Annotated in this window: 19 protein-coding genes; 5 read left to right on the top strand and 14 right to left on the bottom strand. The window is 70.2% G+C overall.

Annotated features, from left to right (window positions below; all coding sequences use genetic code 11):
- Positions 1-26: 26 nt before the first annotated feature.
- The gene (locus tag KSO97_RS08235) at positions 27-566 is read right to left on the bottom strand and encodes a DinB family protein (RefSeq protein WP_232677788.1); all 540 of its coding nucleotides are present in this window, start codon (positions 564-566) and stop codon (positions 27-29) included.
- A gap of 126 nt (positions 567-692) precedes the next feature.
- Here KSO97_RS08235 and KSO97_RS08240 point away from each other — a divergent pair, with 126 nt between their 5' ends.
- Positions 693-1,154, top strand: coding sequence for a hypothetical protein (locus KSO97_RS08240; RefSeq protein WP_232677789.1), 462 nt, complete (start codon positions 693-695; stop codon positions 1,152-1,154).
- A 13-nt stretch (positions 1,155-1,167) separates the two neighbouring features.
- A complete protein-coding gene (locus tag KSO97_RS08245; RefSeq protein WP_232677794.1) occupies positions 1,168-1,812 on the top strand; it encodes a GyrI-like domain-containing protein in 645 nt (214 codons plus the stop codon).
- On the opposite strand, the gene KSO97_RS08250 is transcribed toward KSO97_RS08245, so the two are convergent.
- The gene (locus tag KSO97_RS08250) at positions 1,813-2,370 is read right to left on the bottom strand and encodes a TetR/AcrR family transcriptional regulator (RefSeq protein ID WP_232677795.1); all 558 of its coding nucleotides are present in this window, start codon (positions 2,368-2,370) and stop codon (positions 1,813-1,815) included.
- Positions 2,371-2,474: 104 nt separating this feature from the next.
- On the opposite strand from KSO97_RS08250, the gene KSO97_RS08255 reads away from it, so the two are divergent.
- Both KSO97_RS08255 and KSO97_RS08260 read left to right on the top strand, forming a co-directional pair.
- On the top strand, positions 2,475-3,341 hold the full coding sequence (locus KSO97_RS08255; protein ID WP_232677797.1) for an SDR family oxidoreductase: 867 nt from the start codon (positions 2,475-2,477) through the stop codon (positions 3,339-3,341).
- Positions 3,338-4,588 (top strand): NADH:flavin oxidoreductase/NADH oxidase family protein, encoded by a 1,251-nt coding sequence (locus KSO97_RS08260; protein WP_232677798.1) that lies wholly within the window; start codon positions 3,338-3,340, stop codon positions 4,586-4,588. Before KSO97_RS08255 ends, KSO97_RS08260 begins: the two co-directional genes overlap by 4 nt.
- Positions 4,589-4,660: 72 nt before the next feature.
- Here the strand turns inward: KSO97_RS08260 and rlmN are convergent, their stop codons facing one another.
- The 8 genes from rlmN to rpsB all read right to left on the bottom strand — a co-directional run bounded on the left by rlmN (position 4,661) and on the right by rpsB (position 11,854).
- Positions 4,661-5,785 (bottom strand): 23S rRNA (adenine(2503)-C(2))-methyltransferase RlmN, encoded by a 1,125-nt coding sequence (gene rlmN / locus KSO97_RS08265; protein WP_232677801.1) that lies wholly within the window; start codon positions 5,783-5,785, stop codon positions 4,661-4,663.
- 255 nt (positions 5,786-6,040) lie between these two features.
- Positions 6,041-6,463 (bottom strand): hypothetical protein, encoded by a 423-nt coding sequence (locus KSO97_RS08270; RefSeq protein WP_232677802.1) that lies wholly within the window; start codon positions 6,461-6,463, stop codon positions 6,041-6,043.
- A gap of 118 nt (positions 6,464-6,581) precedes the next feature.
- Entirely contained in the window at positions 6,582-7,469 is an 888-nt protein-coding gene (locus tag KSO97_RS08275; protein ID WP_232677803.1) for a phosphatidate cytidylyltransferase, read from the bottom strand.
- Positions 7,470-7,494: 25 nt separating this feature from the next.
- A complete protein-coding gene (gene frr / locus KSO97_RS08280; protein ID WP_232678127.1) occupies positions 7,495-8,049 on the bottom strand; it encodes a ribosome recycling factor in 555 nt (184 codons plus the stop codon).
- 63 nt (positions 8,050-8,112) lie between these two features.
- A complete protein-coding gene (gene pyrH, locus KSO97_RS08285) occupies positions 8,113-8,826 on the bottom strand; it encodes a UMP kinase (protein ID WP_232677805.1) in 714 nt (237 codons plus the stop codon).
- Positions 8,827-8,867: 41 nt separating this feature from the next.
- Complete coding sequence (locus KSO97_RS08290; RefSeq protein ID WP_232677807.1) at positions 8,868-9,854, bottom strand: phospholipase D-like domain-containing protein; 987 nt, start codon at positions 9,852-9,854, stop codon at positions 8,868-8,870.
- A 194-nt stretch (positions 9,855-10,048) separates the two neighbouring features.
- Positions 10,049-10,858 (bottom strand): translation elongation factor Ts, encoded by an 810-nt coding sequence (tsf, locus tag KSO97_RS08295; RefSeq protein WP_232677812.1) that lies wholly within the window; start codon positions 10,856-10,858, stop codon positions 10,049-10,051.
- A gap of 48 nt (positions 10,859-10,906) precedes the next feature.
- The gene (rpsB, locus tag KSO97_RS08300) at positions 10,907-11,854 is read right to left on the bottom strand and encodes a 30S ribosomal protein S2 (RefSeq protein ID WP_232677814.1); all 948 of its coding nucleotides are present in this window, start codon (positions 11,852-11,854) and stop codon (positions 10,907-10,909) included.
- A gap of 397 nt (positions 11,855-12,251) precedes the next feature.
- On the opposite strand from rpsB, the gene KSO97_RS08305 reads away from it, so the two are divergent.
- The gene (locus KSO97_RS08305) at positions 12,252-12,851 is read left to right on the top strand and encodes a M23 family metallopeptidase (RefSeq protein ID WP_232677818.1); all 600 of its coding nucleotides are present in this window, start codon (positions 12,252-12,254) and stop codon (positions 12,849-12,851) included.
- A 19-nt stretch (positions 12,852-12,870) separates the two neighbouring features.
- Here the strand turns inward: KSO97_RS08305 and KSO97_RS08310 are convergent, their stop codons facing one another.
- Genes KSO97_RS08310 through KSO97_RS08325 form a run of 4 tightly spaced genes read right to left on the bottom strand, consistent with a single transcriptional unit; the run spans position 12,871 to position 17,054 of the window.
- A complete protein-coding gene (locus tag KSO97_RS08310) occupies positions 12,871-13,809 on the bottom strand; it encodes a tyrosine recombinase XerC (RefSeq protein WP_232677820.1) in 939 nt (312 codons plus the stop codon).
- A 38-nt stretch (positions 13,810-13,847) separates the two neighbouring features.
- Positions 13,848-15,011, bottom strand: coding sequence for a DNA-processing protein DprA (gene dprA / locus KSO97_RS08315; protein ID WP_232677821.1), 1,164 nt, complete (start codon positions 15,009-15,011; stop codon positions 13,848-13,850).
- Positions 15,008-16,630, bottom strand: a complete 1,623-nt coding sequence (locus KSO97_RS08320; protein ID WP_232677822.1) for a YifB family Mg chelatase-like AAA ATPase — start codon at positions 16,628-16,630, stop codon at positions 15,008-15,010. Before KSO97_RS08320 ends, dprA begins: the two co-directional genes overlap by 4 nt.
- A gap of 1 nt (position 16,631) precedes the next feature.
- Positions 16,632-17,054: a YraN family protein gene (locus tag KSO97_RS08325; RefSeq protein ID WP_232677823.1), complete on the bottom strand. Its 423-nt coding sequence runs from the start codon at positions 17,052-17,054 to the stop codon at positions 16,632-16,634.
- Positions 17,055-17,173: the final 119 nt, after the last annotated feature.

The raw sequence follows: 17,173 nt of genomic DNA on the forward strand, positions 1-17,173 counted from the left end.
CGACGACTCCTAGGGGCCGAAGGACATCACGACGACATCGACTTCTGGCCGTCGACCGCCTCGCGGATGATGTCGGCGTGACCGGCGTGCTGTGAGACCTCGGCGATCAGGTGCAGGAACGTGCGCCGCGCCGTCCAACGTTCGCCGGGCGCGAACCAGGGCGCCTCCGGCAACGGCTGGGTGGCGTCGAGGTCGACCGTGGCGATGAGTCGCTCGGTCTCCTCGGCCACCCGGTGGTGCTCGGCGACCACGTCGGCGAGGGTCTCGCCCTCGAGCAACCGGAACTGGTTCTGGTAGGCGAGGACCGCCTCGGGCGGGTTGTTCCAGTCGATGTCGGCCCAGTCGATATCGGGCTGGCCGGCAGGCCCGTCGACGATGAATCGCTGCCATTCGGACTCGGTGGCGGTGACGTGCTTGACGAGGCCGCCGAGGCTCAGCGTGCTGACCGTGGGCGTGAGGCGGGCCTGATCGTCGCTGAGGTCGCGGACGGTGCCGAGGAAGAGCTCGCGATGCTTGCGCAGAGTGCCGACCAAGTCGGCGCGTTCGGGGCTGGGTGAGGGGGTCATGAAGCCAGCATCGACCCTGGCGCCGACATTCCTCCGCAGGCGCGATGAACCCCCGCGCGCATCCGACACGGACCCGGTCGCTCGCGCGGGCCGTCCGCGGCTCGCGCGATCTGGGACCATCGTCGCGTGGTCCTGGCCGTCGTCACCCTCCCCCGCGTCACCGCGCCGGTCGCCATCGACTACTCGTTCTGGCGCGGTTATCGGTTCTCGGTGGCCGACAGGGTCGTGAAGCCTCATGGCTTCCCGCGCAACCGACTCAGCCTGCCGGGTACGGCCGGGACCGTAGAGGCGACGTTCAAGGCGGGCGTCCTCCGTGCGTATCCCGTGATCTCGGTCGACGGCGTCGACCACCCCACCGGCCCGACGACCCCGCGCGCGGTCCAGGTCATCGGGTTGCTCCCGCTGATCTCGCTGATGCTGGTCACCGGGGCCATCGGCGCGCTACTGACCTTCGGAGCCATCGCCGGAAACGTCAGCATCATCCGCGAGGACCTGTCCGATCGCGTCAAGATCCTGCTGATGCTGACGGTGCTCGCCGCTGTCGTCGCGGCCGATCTTTTCATCGTCTCTCTCGCCACCGCCGCCTGAACGAGCCGCCTCGATGAGCCCCGACGTCTCCCCGGCGGGCAAGGTGGATCTGCGGAGGTCGATCGACGGCTACCGCGCCCGCGCCGGCCAGTTCCGGATCCTCGACATGCCGCGGGTGGCCTACCTCATGGTCGACGGGCGCGGCGACCCCAACACGGCGCCGCGCTACGCCGACGCACTCGCGAGCCTGTACCCCGTCGCCTACACGCTGAAGTTCGCGAGCAAGGGGCTCGGCCGCGACTACGTCGTCCCGCCCCTGGAGGCGCTGTGGTGGGCCGAGGACATGACGGCGTTCACCTCAGCACGCGACAAGTCGGCCTGGAGCTGGACGGTGATGCTGCTCTGCCCGGAGTGGATCACCTCGGCGATGGTCGACGACGCCGTCGGCTCCTGCCGGGCGAAGCGGGACGTCCCACCGCTGCTGGACGACGTCCGGTTCGCGAGCCTCGACGAGGGAACCTGCGTTCAGACCCTCCACCTCGGGCCCTACGACGACGAAGGCCCGGTGCTCGCGGAACTGCACGGCCGGTTCATCCCCCAGCACGGTCTGGCCATGTCCGGCCGCCACCATGAGATCTACCTCAACGACGCGCGCCGCACCGACCCGGCGAAGTTGCGCACGATCCTGCGCCAACCCGTCGTCCGCACCGACGACTGATCACTCCAGGCACTCGAGCAGGTAGGCACGCACCACGGGCCACGACGGATGGGCATCCGTAGCGCCCTCGATCCCCGTCATCACGGCCGTGCCGCGTGCGGTCGCCATCGCGAGCTGGACGAAGTCGGCGAACCTCGGGTCGGCACCGAAGCCGGGGAGCGCCTGGGCGGCGAAGGAGGTGATGGTCGCCATCCCGCCGTTCATCATCGACGCCGTCGAGCGCCCGAGCGCCGGGTCGGTGCGGGCCGCGACGAGCAGTTCGATCACCGCAGCGGCGATCGGGAGCTGATGGATGTCGAGGATCAGATCGAGGAGCGACTCCGCGCGGGTGCGCTCGTCGGGGACGTCGACGATCCGTTGCGCCGCCTCCGCGAGGAGCTGCTGGGTCAGGCGGGTCAGAGCCGCCTCGACGAGAGCGCCCTTGGTCGGGAAATAGTGCTGCAAGGCGCCCTGACTCAGGCCGGCGATCTCGGCGACCTTGCGCGTCGTCGTCGCGGCGTAGCCGTGCTCGGCCAGGCAGTCGATCGTCGCATCGAGAAGGCGTTCGGCGGCGGACATGGACCGACGGTGACGGATCCGACACCAGCAGGCAAGTCAGATGACTTGCAAGTCAAACGACGTGGGCCGTACGTTCGTCCGACCACCGACACAGGAGGACCGTCGTGAAGAGTTTCGCGGGCAGGGTCGCCGTCATCACCGGCGCAGGATCGGGCATCGGTCAAGCACTGGCACTCCAGCTGACGCGGGCCGGTGCCCGCGTCGCGGTGTCCGACTGGAGCGAGGCCGGACTCGCCGAGACCGTGGCCCTGTGTGCCGAGGTCGGCGACGCACCGCACTCGCAGGTGCTCGACGTCCGTGATCGCGCGGCCTTCGAGGTCTACGCGTCGGCCGTCGTGGCGCGGTTCGGCCAGGTGAACCTGGTGATCAACAACGCCGGGATCACCATCTTCGGCACCGTCGAGGAGTCGCCGTACGCCGACATCGAGAAGGTGATGGACGTCGACTTCTGGGGCGTCGTGCACGGCACCAAGTCGTTCCTGCCGCACCTCATCGCGTCCGGCGACGGACACATCGTGAACATCTCCAGCATCTTCGGGCTCTTCGGCGTGCCGACGCAGAGCTCCTACAACGCCGCGAAGTTCGCCGTTCGCGGCTTCACCGAGTCGCTGCGCCAGGAGATGCTCATCGCCGGCCACTCCGTCGGCGTGACGTGCGTGCACCCCGGCGGGATCCGCACCAACATCGTCAACAACGCACGAGCGAGCAACACGGCCGATCTCGGTGCGATCCAGCAGCTCTTCGACCGCACCTTGACCCGCACGACCGCCGATCAGGCGGCATCCACGATCCTGCGTGGCGTACGGGCCGACCGACCGAAGGTGCTCATCGGCCTCGACGCCCATCTGGTCGACGTCGTCGTCCGCACGCTGGGCGCGACCTACCAGCGGCCCTTCGCACTCGTGGCGAAGTCCTTGACCCGTTCGATCACCAGCGCCGCCCCCGTCCGTGCGAAGGTGCCGACGTCGTGACCACCCACCTCTCGCGGCCGCTCACCCTCCCGAGCGGCCAGGCGATCCCGAACCGCTTCATGAAGTCGGCGCTGAGCGAGTCCCTCGGAGATCGTGACTGCGGCCCCACCGCAAAGCTCGAACGGCTCTACCGCCGATGGGCGGACGGCGGCTTCGGCCTCGTCGTCACCGGCAACGTGATGGTCGACCGACGGCACCGCGGCGAGCCCGGCAACGTCGTCGTCGAGGACGAACGACACCTCGACGGTCTGAGGGGTTGGACGGCGACGTTCGCCGAGAGCGACGCCAGACTCTGGATGCAGGTCAACCACCCCGGCCGTCAGGCCAACGCCCTGGTCAGCGGCCGGCAGCCGGTGGCACCCAGTGCGATCAAGGTGCGGATCCCGGGAGCCGCCAAGCCCCGAGCGCTCACCGACACCGAGATCCACCAGCTCGTCGAGCGGTACGCGACCACCGCGCGGATCGCGCAGTCGGCAGGCTTCGACGGCGTCCAGCTGCACGGCGCCCACGGTTACCTCATCACCCAGTTCCTCTCCCCCCTCAGCAACCAGCGCACCGATGCCTGGGGCGGCGACGCCGAGCGACGACGCCGGTTCGTCCTGGAGGTGCTCCGCGCCACGCGCGCGGCGACCGGTCCGGAGTTCGCGATCGGGATCAAACTCAACTCCGCGGACTTCCAGCGCGGCGGCTTCAGCGAGGAGGAGTCGCGCGACGTCGTCAGCGCGCTGGTCGCCGAGGGCATCGACCTGATCGAGGTCAGCGGCGGCACCTACGAGGCGCCGGCGATGATGGGAACGGTCACGAAGTCCTCCAGCACGATCGCCCGCGAGGCCTACTTCCTGGAGTACGCCGCTGCGCTGCGCGAGCTCGCACCCCACACCCCGATCGCCGTCACGGGCGGCTTCCGCTCGGCCGAGGCCATGGAGGGCGCGGTCGCGGACGGCCACTGCGACGTGGTCGGCCTGGGCCGCCCCGCCGCCGTCGTACCAGACAGCGCCGACGCCGTGCTGAGCGGAGCGGCCGACCGCCTGCCGAGCCACGGCGTCCAGATGGGTGCCCGGGCAGTCACCGGCAGATTCATGGACCTGCGCACCGCCGACGGCGGCCTCGACCTCGCCTGGCACACCGACCAACTGCATCGCATCGGAGCCGGCAAGGAACCCGACCCGCGACGCGGCTGGAAGCGCACGACGGCCGCGATGGTGATCCGCAACGGCCCCCAGGCCTTCCGCGCCAAGCGCGGCTGAGGCCGCCCTCGGGCACGCGACCCATCACGGCGGACCGTCCGCCGACGCGCGCAGCCAGGCCGAGCGCCGCTCCTACTCCGAGGCTGCCAGCTGGCCGCAGGCGGCGTCGATCTCGTCGCCGCGGGTGTCGCGGATCGTGGTGCTGATCCCCTTGGCCTCGAGCCGTCGCACGAACTCGTCGGTGTCGGCGTCGCGGGAACGGGTGAACTGCGAGCCCGGCACCTCGTTGAGCGGGATCAGGTTGACGTGCCCCCATCCCCAGTCGGCGCCGACTCCGTGCAGGACGTCGGCGAGCAGGTCGGCGCGCCAGGCCTGGTCGTTGATGTCGCGCATCATCGCGTACTCGATCGAGACGCGGCGCTTCGTCGTCCGGGCGTAGTTCCAGGCTGCATCAACGGTCTCGGCGACCGAGAACCGGGTGTTGATCGGCACGAGCTCGTTGCGCAGTTCGTCGTCAGGGGCGTGCAGGCTGAGGGCGAGGGTGACTGGGATGCCCTCCTCGGCGAGCTGCAGCATCCGCGGCACGAGCCCGACCGTGGAGACGGTGATGCCCCGCGCGGACATGCCGTAGCCGTCGGGCGCAGGGTCGGTCAGGCGACGGACGGCGCCGACGACGGCCCTGTAGTTGGCCAGCGGTTCGCCCATGCCCATGAACACGATGTTGTTGACGCGGCCTGGTCCGCCGGGCACCTCGCCCCGATCCAGCGCCCGTGCCCCCGCGATCACCTGCTCGACGATCTCGCCGGTGCTCATGTTGCGCTGCAGGCCACCCTGACCGGTCGCGCAGAACGGGCACGCCATGCCGCACCCGGCCTGGCTGGACACGCACATCGTGGTGCGGTCGGAGTAGCGCATCAGGACCGACTCGACGAGGGCGCCGTCGAACAGCTTCCACAGCGTCTTGCGGGTCGTGCCACGATCGGCCGACTGCGTGCGCAGCGGCGTCATCAGCTCGGGCAGCAGCGCGCCGACGAGGTCCGCGCGCTGGGCGGCCGGGAGGTCGGTCATCTGCTCGGGGTCGTCCACGAGGCGGCCGAAGTAATGGGCCGCGATCTGCTTCGCGCGGAATCCCGGAAGCCCCTGCTCCTCCAGCAGCGACTTGCGCTCGGCGGGATCGAGGTCGGCGAGGTGGCGCGGCGGCTTCGCGCGGCCGCGCGGGGGCTCCATCACCAGGGGCAGGGTCTTGATCTCCGACATGACCCGACCAGTGTCCCACCTGGTGGGGCTCCGCGCCGACTCGCGGCGCAGACGGGAGCGGTGAGTCTGGGACGGAACCGGCAGCACGAACCGTGCCGCACCCACCACTGCCCGTAGCCGGCCGTCGTCAGCGGTGAGCCTGGGACGAAACCCGAGACACGAACCGTCCTAGACTCACCGCTCCCTCCACCGCGACCAGATGACCGGCCGCCGAGCGCGGGGCGCGGGCGGACGACGGCGCAGACGAGGTCGCGGTCAGCCGTCGCGGTTCAGCAGCACCCAGAGCGTCGCGACGCCGACGACGAGCACGACCACCGCGGTGATCACCATGCCGACGAGCATGTAGATGCCGAATCGGCGCGTCCGCGGCAGAGCGGCGAGCAGGATCGGCAGAGCGAAGACCACCAGGACGTAGCGGAAGAGCCGCTCCGCGGTCTCCTGGTCGAACAGGGCACTGAGGAGGCCGCCGTACGCCCCGGGCACCACCGTCACGCACAGCAGACCGGCGAAGAACGCGCTGAGCGGTGTGAACACCGGGTGGTCGCGGTGCCACCAGTCCGGGCGATCGGCGCGACGGCGACCGCGCGGCGACGCCGTCGAGCGCGCGGCCGTGTCGGCGTCGTCGTGGTGACGTGGACGCCGCGGGGCGACCGTCCGTCCGCCATCGTCTGTGTTCATCGGGTCGATCGTAGAGGTGAGGACCCCACGCCGTGGGCCAGACCACAGAACCGGTCGATGACCACCCCCACGATCCGAACCCGGCTCCGACGACGAGGTGGGTCGGCACGGATGCGACTCAGGTGAAGACGGCGTAGTGCAGCAACAGCCAGACCGGGGCGATCGTCGCGAGCAGCGAGTCGAGCCGATCCATCAGTCCACCGTGACCCGGGATCACCTGGCTCATGTCCTTGATGCCCAGATCGCGCTTCATCACCGACTCGCACAGGTCGCCGAGCGTCGCCATCACCACCGCGATCACGCCGAGGCAGAGACCGACCCACCAGTCGCCCTCGAGCAGGAACTCCACGAGCGCCCATCCGGCCGCCATCGTGAAGACCATCGAGCCGGCGAAGCCCTCCCAGGACTTCTTCGGCGAGATCACCGGAGCCATCGGGTGCTTGCCGAACAGCACGCCCGCGATGTACCCGCCGATATCGGAGGCGATGGTGACCAGGATGAAGGTGATGATCCCCTTCACGCCGGCGTCGTCGAGGCCGCCGCCGTCTCGCCCGCCCTCGGCGAGCATCAGGGCGACGAACGAGCCGAGGAACGGGATGTAGATGAGCGTGAAGACCGACGCCGTCGCGTTCTTCACGTACCCGTCGATACCGCGCCGCAGCAGCCACAGCATCACCACGAGCGCGGTCACCGCCGTGGCCGTGACCAGCGCCGCCGTGCCGGACAGGTAGGCGACGACGACCATCACCGAGCCGCCGATCATCAACGGCTGCTCGGGCAGGTCGATGTCCTTGGCGAGCAGGCCCCGGCGCAGCTCCCAGACCGCCACGACGACCGCCACGACGACGATCACCATGAACGCCGGCTTCCAGAACGCCAGCGAGGCCGCGATCGCCGAGAGCAGCACGAAGGCCGAGGCCACCGCGGCCTTCAGGTCGCGGCCGGCACGCCCGTGGTCCTTGGCTGCGGGGGTCGGGGACGCCGTCGTCCCAGGGGTCTCGGTCATCGACGGAGTGCGAGCACGGGAGGTCTCAGACCTCCAGCAGCTCGGCCTCCTTGCCCTTGAGCATCTCGTCGATCGCGTCGGTGTGCTTCTTGGTGATGCCGTCGAGCCGCTTCTCGGCACCGGTGAGATCGTCCTTGCCGATCTCACCGTCCTTCTCCAGCTTCTCCACGGCCTGCTTGGCATTGCGGCGCAGGTTGCGCACGGCGACGCGGCCGTCCTCGGCCTTGCTCTTGGCGAGCTTGATGTACTCCTTGCGGCGCTCCTCGGTCAGCTCGGGGAAGACGCAGCGCAGCACCTTGCCGTCGTTCGAGGGGTTCACGCCGAGGTCGGAGTCGCGGATCGCCTTCTCGACGGCGTTCATCGCACCCTGGTCGTAGGGCTGGACCAGGATGATGCGCGCCTCCTGCGAGGTGAAGGAGGCCAGCTGCTGCAACGGCGTCGCGCTGCCGTAGTAGTCGACCATCACCTTGTTGAACATGCTCGGGTTCGCGCGGCCGGCCCGGATGGTCGCGAACTCCTCACGGGTCGCCTCCACCGACTTCGCCATCTTGGCGTCGGCCTCGTTGAGGGTCTCGTTGATCACGCTGGCACCTTTCCGGGTTCGATCTGACGCTGGCGGCGCGCGGCCGCCGTCTGTGCTCGCTCAGCCGGCGCTGACGAGCGTGCCGATCCTCTCACCCTGCACGGCGCGCAGGATGTTGCCCTCGGGCTCCATGCCGAAGACGATCATGGGCATCTTGTTCTCCCCGCACAACGCGAAGGCCGTCTGGTCCATGATGCGCAAGCCGCGCGAGATCGCCTCCTCGTAGCTGAGGGTCTCGTACTTGGTGGCGGTCGGGTCGATCTTGGGGTCGGCGCTGTAGACGCCGTCGACGCCGCTCTTGGCCACCAGGACGACGTCGCACTTGCTCTCCAGGGCCCGCTGCACCGCGACGGTGTCGGTGGAGAAGAACGGCATCCCCATCCCGGCACCGAAGATGACCACGCGCCCCTTCTCCATGTGCCGGATGGCGCGACGCGGGATGTAGGGCTCAGCGACCTGGCCCATCGTGATGGCGGTCTGCACCCGGGTCTCCACGCCGAGCTTCTCCAGGAAGTCCTGCAGGGCCAGACAGTTCATGACGATGCCGAGCATGCCCATGTAGTCGGCCCGGACGCGGTCCATGCCGCGCTGCTGCAGCTCTGCGCCACGGAAGAAGTTGCCGCCGCCAGTCACCACGGCGATCTGGACGCCGGCCCGGGCCACTGCGGCGACCTCGCCGGCGATCTTCTGGACGACGTCGGGGTCGACGCCGACGTTGCCGCCGCCGAACACCTCACCGGAGAGCTTGAGGAGCACGCGCTTGTAGCCGGTCACAGTGATCCTTCGCAGGTCGTCAGCAGGTCCGGAACAAGAGGCTACCGCGCCCGCTGCCCTTCACGGACCGCCCTCCGGACAAGTGCGTCGAGCAGACCCTGATACCGCCGGAACACCGCGTGGCCGTCGAGGCCGACGAGCACCTCGGGCCGCTCCAGCGACTTGCTGGTGTAGTTGTCCGATCCGGTGAGGACACGCCACCTGCGCCCGCGGGGCGCCGTCGGATCCGGCCAAGTGAGGGTCGTGAGCTTGAGATGGATGTCCTGACCGTTCTCGAACACCGCGTCGTAGACCTCGACGCGCGACTCCTCGAGGATCTGCCGCGGACGCGCGCCGACACTCGGGCCGAGGAACACCTCCACCTCGGCACCTGCCGCAGCCTTGGCCGCGAGCAGTCGCGCCAGGTCGATCCCGCGGCCGTCCAGCCAGGCGTACATCGCGATCCGGATCCGCGCGCCTGACGCCGGGACGTCCTCCAGCGCCACGCGCACCGGATCGGAGTCCTGGTCGAAGCCGGGGTAGAACCACAGCATGAGCCCGGGCAGTCGCGCGCTCGACATCGTGCCGACGTCGGGCAGCTCGCGGCGCAGCTGCTCGAATCGACGGTCGAGGACGCGGAGCAGGTCCGGACGCCGAGTGAAGAGCGCGACGTCGGTGTACTGGCGCGCCGACTGGTAGGTCAGGTTCATCGAGCCGAGTGCGACGACGTCGTCGACGTCGGCGGTGCGCGAGAACGACCAGACCTTCTGGTGGAGTCCTCCCCGAGTCGCCCGGACGAACGACGACGAGGTCGGATCCGCTCCGAGCCCTCCACGGAGGACCTCGTAGGCACTCCACTGCTTCGAGACGCGGTGCAGCAGCACCTGGACGTCGACCCCACGTCGATGTGCCGCCACGAGGGCGTCCGCTGCCGGCAGGAAGGTGAAGGAGTTCCCGGTGATGCGGATCCGCTCCCCCGGCGGCGTGGCGTCGATCAGCGAGACCAACGTGGCGAAGGTCGTGTTCTGCGCCTCCTTCCCCTCGTCCATGGGCCCGCTCAGGAGGAGCCGGGACCGCAACGGACCAGGATCGCTCCCGGTCGCTGCCGACGACGAGGGGTCGGACTCGGCTGACGTCGTCGAGCAGCCCGCGAGCGCCAGAGCGACCACCACGGCCACAGCCGCGGGAAATGCCGAGAGCCGGCCGCACCTCGCGGTGCGACCGGCTCTGGAGAGGCGTGGGCTCAGGCCCCGACCTCGAAGCGTGCGAACCGCGACACCGTGGTGCCGGCGGCGTCGAGCACCTGCTTGACCGACTTCTTCGCCTCGAAGACCGACTCCTGGTCGAGCAGGACGATCTCCTTGAAGAAGGCGCCGATGCGACCCTCGACGATCTTGGCGACGGCAGCCTCGGGCTTGCCCTCCTCGAGCGTCTTCTTGGTGAGCACGCTGCGCTCGGCCTCGACGACGTCCGCGGGAACCTGGTCGCTGGTCAGGAACTGCGCCTTGAGGGCGGCAGCCTGCTGCGCGGCCTGCTTGGCGGCAGCCTCGTCACCCTCGAACTCGACGAGAACGCCGAGGGTCGGGGGCAGGTCGGAGGCCTTCTTGTGCAGGTACACCGTCGTGGTGCCCTCGAAGTAGGCGACCTCACCCAGCTCGATCTTCTCGCCGATGGTGCGGGCGAGCTCCTCCACGGTCTCACCGACGGTGGAGTCACCGAGCGGAACGGCCTTGAGGGCCTCGGCGTCGCCGACCTTGTGGGTGTTGGCGGCCTCGGCGATCTGCTGGGCAGCGCTGATGAAGGCCTCGTTCTTGGCCACGAAGTCCGTCTCGGCCTTGAGGCTGATCAGGGCGTTGCCGGAGGCGGCGACCAGGCCTGCGGAGGCCTCGCGCTCGGCGGCACGGGCGGCGGCCTTGGCCGCACCCTTGACGCGGAGCAGCTCGACGGCCTTGTCGAAGTCGCCGTCGGTCTCGTCGAGCGCCTTCTTGCAGTCCATCATCCCGGCGCTGGTCGCCTCGCGGAGGCGCTTGACGTCAGCAGCAGTGAATGCCATGGGTACTCCCTCGTACTCGAAAGGTAGGTGTCGATCCGCGGGGATCGATCAGGACTCGGCCGGGACCTCGGCAGCGGGCGCAGCCTCAGCCTCGGTGGCCTCGGGAGCAGCGGCCTCGGGAGCTGCCGCAGCCTCGGTGGCCCCAGCACCCTCCGACGTCGCCCCCGTCGCCTCGGCGGCCGGGGTGTCGCCCTCGGCGGCCGTGGCCGTCTCGGCGGCGGTCGCCGCGTCACCGCTGAGCAGCTCGCGCTCCCACTCGGCCAGCGGCTCCTCGGCGCCGGGCGCCGTCTCACCGGTCTTGGCGCCCGAGCGGGCGATCAGGCCCTCCGCGACGGCGTCGGCGATGACCCGGGTGAGCAGGCCGACGGCGCGGATCGCGTCGTCGTTGCCGGGGATCGGGAAGTCGACCTCGTCGGGGTCACAGTTGGTGTCGAGGATGCCGATGATCGGAATGCGCAGCTTGCGCGCCTCCTCGATCGCCAGGTGCTCCTTCTTGGTGTCGACCACCCAGACGGCGGAGGGGGTGCGGCTCATCTCGCGAATGCCACCGAGGGTCTTCTCGAGCTTGTCGCGCTCCCGCTTCATCTGCAGGAGCTCCTTCTTCGTGCGACCCGAGCCGGCGACGTTGTCGAAGTCGACCTCGTCGAGCTCCTTGAGACGGTTGATCCGCTGGTGCACGGTGGTGAAGTTGGTGAGCATGCCGCCGAGCCAGCGCTGGTTGACGTACGGCATGCCGACGCGCGTGGCCTGCTCGGCGATGGCCTCCTGGGCCTGCTTCTTGGTGCCGACGAACATGATCGTCCCGCCCTTGGCCACGGTCTCCTTGATGAAGGCGTAGCTGCGGTCGATGTAAGCCAGCGACTGCTGCAGGTCGATGATGTAGATGCCGTTGCGCTCGGTCATGATGAAACGCTTCATCTTCGGGTTCCAGCGACGCGTCTGGTGACCGAAGTGGACGCCGCTCTCGAGGAGCTGGCGCATAGTGACGACTGCCATGGTTCTTCTCTTCTCCTGTGCAGGAGACGACACCGTTCGCGCGCGTCCTTGATCCAGGACGCACCGGCACCGTCTCCGGTCGGTTTCTGGTTGTTGCCTCCGACGACGTCGGCGACCCTGACACCTACGAGGAGCCCCGCCGCCCACCGGTGTGGACGGACCAGGAGCACCTCCCGCGGGCGATCGGACTCTGAAGGAGGTCCCAGGGTCCGTCGCGGTCTGCAGGCGTGCGAATTTCACGTCGCGAGACGTGATGCGCCCAGGGTAGTCGAGCGCGGCCGACCTCACGAATCCGCGCTCGTGCACTCCACGTCCCCAACCGCCTCCCGCTCGCTGCCGTCCACACGCGGTCGCTCCCGTGGCGGCGCTCGGGCGATCGCCGCGTGACAGTCGTGCGATGCGCACGATCCTGGTCGCCCTGATCCTGACCCTCCTCGCGGCGTCCGATGCCGCGGCTGACCCACCAGGTTCGCCCCGCCCCACGCCCACGCCTGTCGGCGTGTGGCCCCTCGAGCCGGAGCCCCGGGTGGTGGAGCACTTCGACCCGCCGTCCGACCCGTACGCCAGTGGGCACCGCGGCGTCGACCTCCTCGCCACTCCCGGTGCGTCCGTGAGAGCCGCGATGGCCGGCACCGTGACCTTCGCCGCCCAGCTCGCGGGGCGGGGGGTGGTCGTGGTCGACCACGGCGACACCCGGACCACCTACGAGCCGGTCTCGGCGTCGGTGAGCCGAGGCGACGTCGTCGCTGCCGGCGACCGGATCGGCGCGCTCGCGCTTCCCGGATCGCACTGCTTCCCGCGCGCCTGCCTCCACTGGGGGTGGCGTGCTGGCGAGCTGTACCTCGATCCGCTCGAACTCGTCGGGGCCGGGCCGATCCGGCTCCTGCCACTGTGGCGCGACCTTCCGGCGGCGTCGACCGCGCCGGCGGTCGCAGCGGCGCGGGCCGCGCCACGCGCGGGGCTGTCGCATCCCTACGCCGTCCTCGAGCTGTGGTGACCCTCCCGCGCCAGGACGTCTAGGCGCGGGGATGCGCCTGTTGGAAGGCCCGGCGCAGGCGATCGGTCGAGACGTGGGTGTAGCGCTGAGTGGTGGCCAGCGAGGCGTGGCCGAGCAGCTCCTGAACCGACCGGAGGTCCGCGCCGCCCTCGAGCAGATGCGTCGCCGCCGAGTGACGTAGGCCGTGCGGCCCGAGGTCGGGTGCCCCCGGCACGTCGGCGATCCGACGATGCACCAGCGTGCGCACCGCACGCTGGTCGATCCGCTTGCCCCGGGCACCGAGGAAGAGCGCCGCCCCCGAGCCCGGGACCGCGAGCTGCGGCCGCGCTTGACGTACCCACATCTCGACGGCTCGGGCCGCGGGGCGTCCGAACGGGACGCTGCGCTCCTTGCGCCCCTTGCCGAGCACCCGCACCACATGGCGGTCGCGGTCGACGTCGTCGACGTCGAGTCCGCACAACTCGCCCACCCGCACGCCGGTCGCGTAGAGAAGCTCGAGGATCGCGACGTCGCGCATCCCGAGCGGATCGGTGCCGTCAGCATGGTCCACCGCCGCCGCGATCAGGTCGCGTGCCTCGTCCACGCGGAGCACCGCGGGCAGCGTCTGATGCGGCCGAGGAGATCCGAGTGAGGCTCCGACGTCGATCGGGATCCGTCCGGTACGCGTCAACCAGGCCGTGAAGACCCGCACCGCGGTGGCTCGTCGCGCGATCGTGGTGCGCGAGCGGCCGAGTGTCTGCTGCTTGGCGAGCCAGCTGCGCAGGGCGCGCAGATCGAGGCCGGCAGCCTCGGTGATGCCGAGGCGGCCCGCGTGGTCCAGAGCGCTGGCGACGTCTCCGATGTAGGCCCTGATCGTGTGCTCGGAGAGATCGCGTTCGGCACTCAGATGGCGTTCGTAGGCGGCGAGATCGGCGGCGAACGACTCCGAGATCGCGTCGACCTCGGGAACGTCAGCCACCTCTCGATGCTAGCCGCGGGGCGCGCCTCGTCGTCGGATCACGCGCGCGCGAGCCCACTGAGCCGCCACCCACCGCCCTCCTGCTGCACCAACCCGGCGCGAGCGAGTCTGGTGAGGCTCGCTTGGACCTCGAGCAGGCCCAATCCCGCGACCCGCGCGACCGAGTCGACCGGCACTGCGCCGGCGACAGGAACGGCGTCGAGCACCTGTCGTTGACGGGGCGCCAGCCGATCACGGACGTCGCGACGTCGGGGTCGCTGCGGCGCCAGCTCCTCGCCGCTGCGCCCGAGCAGTTCGCGAACGTCGTGCGCACCGGTGACGAGCTGCATGACGCCAGCCTGGAGCTGCTCGTGGACGCCTGCCGACGTCTCACTGGTGACCGGGCCCGGAACGCCCATGACGACGCGATTGAGCCGCGTCGCCCAGTTCGCGGTGTTGAGCGCGCCGCTGCGCGACGCGGCTTCGACCACGACCGTGCCCGCGGTGAGCGCCGCGATCAGGCGATTGCGAGCCAGGAAGCGGACGCGCTGCGGCGCACAGCCCGGAGCCGCCTCGGACACGAGCGCTCCCACCTCGGCGATGCGTCGCAGGAGGTCGGCGTTGGACTGCGGGTAGTACCGATCGACGCCGCACGCCAGGACGCCGACCGTGAGACCGCCGACCGCGAGGGCCGCGCGGTGGGCGGCGATGTCGACGCCGAACGCGCCTCCCGACACGACGGCCATCCGATGGGTGGCGCACTCCCCCGCGATCTCCCCCGCGATCGCACCCCCGTAGCTGGTGGCAGCACGCGAGCCGACGACCGCCACGGCCGACGTCACCTCGCTCAGGCGCGCTGGTCCACGGACCCACAGTCCCACCGGCACACCGCCTCGTTCGTGCAGTGCTCCGGCTCCCGACAGGTCGTCGAGCCCGGTCGGCCACTCGACGTCTCCGGGGATGATGAACCGGATGCCCTGCCGGTGCGCGATCTCGAGCTCGCGCGCCGGATCGAGGCTGACCAGCCGCGTCGCGACATCGTCGGCGAGGCCCTGGTCGTCTCGACGATCGCCCTGCGCTGCCGGACCAGGGCCGGCGACGAGCAGGTCGTGGACCCGCGTCGCTCCCAACTGCTCGACGAGGGACGTCAACCGGACATCGCCTGGTTCAGCGAGCCTGCTCAAGGCGGCACGCGTCAGGCGCTCGACGTCGGTCGCGATCATGCCGACGCCTCGTGAGCCACAGCGTCATCGCCCGAACCGAGCTGGCGGAGTGGAAGCGGATCGCCGGTGCGCAGGCGAAGGGCGAGGTCGACCTCGTCGACGCCCGGCACGACGTCGGAACCCTCGCGGACAGCGCGGAGGTCGGCGAGGGTCCAGGCCAGTCGATGCACCCGGACGGCGCCTCGACCGCTCAGTGCGCCCGAGTACTGGGCGGTGTCGAGCACTCTCGCTGCGTCGTCGGGCAACGGCCACCGCTCGCGCAGTGCCGGCGCCGCGACGTGGGCGTTGAGACGCCAGCCGCAGTCGCGATACCGCGCGGTCTGGCGCTCTCGAGCCGCGTGGACACGCGCACGCACCTGGGCCGAGGTCTCGCTCCGATCGACCTCACGTTCGTGTGGTCGCAGCGGGAGGAGTGCCCGGGTGATGTCGATGCGGTCGACGAGCGGGCCGGCCAGCTTCGCCCGATAGGCACGCACCTGCTGCACGCGACAGCTGCACTGACTGCGCCCGCCACGGACGCCGTAGTTGCCGCACGGGCACGGGTTCGAGGCGAGCACGAGCAGCGTTCGGGCGGGAAGGGTGACCGACTCGTCCCGGCGCGCGATCGTGACGTCGCCGCTCTCCAGCGGCTGACGCAGGGCCTCGATGATGTCGTGCCGGAAGAGTGCGAACTCGTCGAGGAAGAGGACTCCCGCGTGGCAGCGGCTGACCTCTCCCGGGCGAACCTGACCCGAGCCGCCACCGATGATGCTGGTCTTGCTGGCGTCGTGGTGCGGAGCCGCGTACGGCGGGCGACGGATGAGACCTTCACCGGGATCGAGGTCGCCGGCCAACGAGCAGAGCGCGGTGATCTCCAGCGACTCCTCGGGCGTGAGTTCGGGGAGCAGGGTGGGGATGCGCTCGGCCAGGCTGGTCTTGCCGGCCCCCTTCGGCCCGGTGAGGAGGAGGTGATGTCCGCCGGCAGCTGCCACCTCGACGGCGAACTTCGCGTCCGGCATGCCGTGCAGGTCCGCGAGATCGACCTCGCCCAGTCGGGCGTCACCGCGCCACCCCAGGAACCGCCCACCCGACACCGGCGCGACCGCGGCGGCAACAGGGACCTCGTCGCCGTTCAGCTCCGCGACGACCTGACCCAGCGATCTCATGCCGAAGACCGCCATCCCCGGCACCATGGCCGCCTCGGCGGCCTGCGGCTCCGGGACGAAGACATGCCGGACGCCCCGGTCGGCGGCGGAGAGCACCATCGGCAACACCCCCGGGACGCATCGCAAACCGCCCTCGAGCGTGAGCTCGCCGATGAACGCCGTCGCCGCCAGCGCCTCGGGTGCGATCTGCCCGTCGGCGGCGAGGATCGCCACCGCGATCGACAGGTCGAAGTGGGGACCGCGCTTGGTCAGGTCGGCCGGCGAGAGCAGCACGGTGACCCGTTTGGTGGCCGGCCAGCCGAAGTGGCTGTTGATCACCGCCGACTTGCAGCGGTCGAACGCCTCCCGCAGCGACTGGTCGGGCCGCCCGACCATGGTGAATCCCGGCGCACCTGCCGCGACGTCGGCCTGGACGTCGATCACGTGCCCCAGCGCACCGTACAGGCTGATCGTCGTCGCCGTCGCGATCCCCATCTCAGCCGATCCCACGGACGTGGTCGACGACCGCCGGCCCCTTGACCGGACGCAGGATCGCGACCAGGTCGATGCGGATCTCCGGCGGAGACACCGATCGCGATTGAGTCCACCGCTCGGCCAGTCGTCGAAGCCGCTCCAGCTTCTCCGCGGTGATCGCCTCGTGCGGGGCGCCGCAGATCGTGCTGGTGCGCGTCTTCACCTCGCACACGACCAGCACGTCTCCCTCGCGCAGCACAAGGTCGATCTCGCCCTCGTCGCAGCGCCAGTTGCGCTCCAACACCGCCATGCCCTGCATCTCGAGCTCGCGCGCTGCGAGTCGTTCGCCGTAGGCGCCGAGGGCCTGCCTCGCCTCCGCCGTCGACTCGATGAGCACCGGTCGCTCCGGTCGCGCTGCTGTCTGCTCGTTGGTCTCTGTCGTCATGTCGCCGACCTCCTTGGGAGGTCAGCGTTCTCTCACCTGCAGACGCGCGCAGCCACGGTCGAGGAACCTGTGGAGATCACGACGTTCCGCGCACTGTGGATGCCTATCGAACGAGCACC

The organism is Nocardioides sp. R-C-SC26 (assembly GCF_021246465.1).
Lineage (GTDB): Bacteria > Actinomycetota > Actinomycetes > Propionibacteriales > Nocardioidaceae > Nocardioides.

Bases quoted from the DNA above. Each gene is read 5' to 3' on its own strand.
- KSO97_RS08325 (WP_232677823.1), bottom strand. From the start codon at position 17,054: ATGACGACAGAGACCAACGAGCAGACAGCAGCGCGACCGGAGCGACCG.
- KSO97_RS08320 (WP_232677822.1), bottom strand. From the start codon at position 16,630: ATGGGGATCGCGACGGCGACGACGATCAGCCTGTACGGTGCGCTGGGG.
- KSO97_RS08290 (WP_232677807.1), bottom strand. From the start codon at position 9,854: ATGGACGAGGGGAAGGAGGCGCAGAACACGACCTTCGCCACGTTGGTC.
- dprA (WP_232677821.1), bottom strand. From the start codon at position 15,011: ATGATCGCGACCGACGTCGAGCGCCTGACGCGTGCCGCCTTGAGCAGG.
- KSO97_RS08250 (WP_232677795.1), bottom strand. From the start codon at position 2,370: ATGTCCGCCGCCGAACGCCTTCTCGATGCGACGATCGACTGCCTGGCC.
- KSO97_RS08235 (WP_232677788.1), bottom strand. From the start codon at position 566: ATGACCCCCTCACCCAGCCCCGAACGCGCCGACTTGGTCGGCACTCTG.
- KSO97_RS08270 (WP_232677802.1), bottom strand. From the start codon at position 6,463: ATGAACACAGACGATGGCGGACGGACGGTCGCCCCGCGGCGTCCACGT.
- tsf (WP_232677812.1), bottom strand. From the start codon at position 10,858: ATGGCATTCACTGCTGCTGACGTCAAGCGCCTCCGCGAGGCGACCAGC.
- KSO97_RS08305 (WP_232677818.1), top strand. From the start codon at position 12,252: ATGCGCACGATCCTGGTCGCCCTGATCCTGACCCTCCTCGCGGCGTCC.
- rpsB (WP_232677814.1), bottom strand. From the start codon at position 11,854: ATGGCAGTCGTCACTATGCGCCAGCTCCTCGAGAGCGGCGTCCACTTC.
- KSO97_RS08245 (WP_232677794.1), top strand. From the start codon at position 1,168: ATGAGCCCCGACGTCTCCCCGGCGGGCAAGGTGGATCTGCGGAGGTCG.
- rlmN (WP_232677801.1), bottom strand. From the start codon at position 5,785: ATGTCGGAGATCAAGACCCTGCCCCTGGTGATGGAGCCCCCGCGCGGC.
- KSO97_RS08275 (WP_232677803.1), bottom strand. From the start codon at position 7,469: ATGACCGAGACCCCTGGGACGACGGCGTCCCCGACCCCCGCAGCCAAG.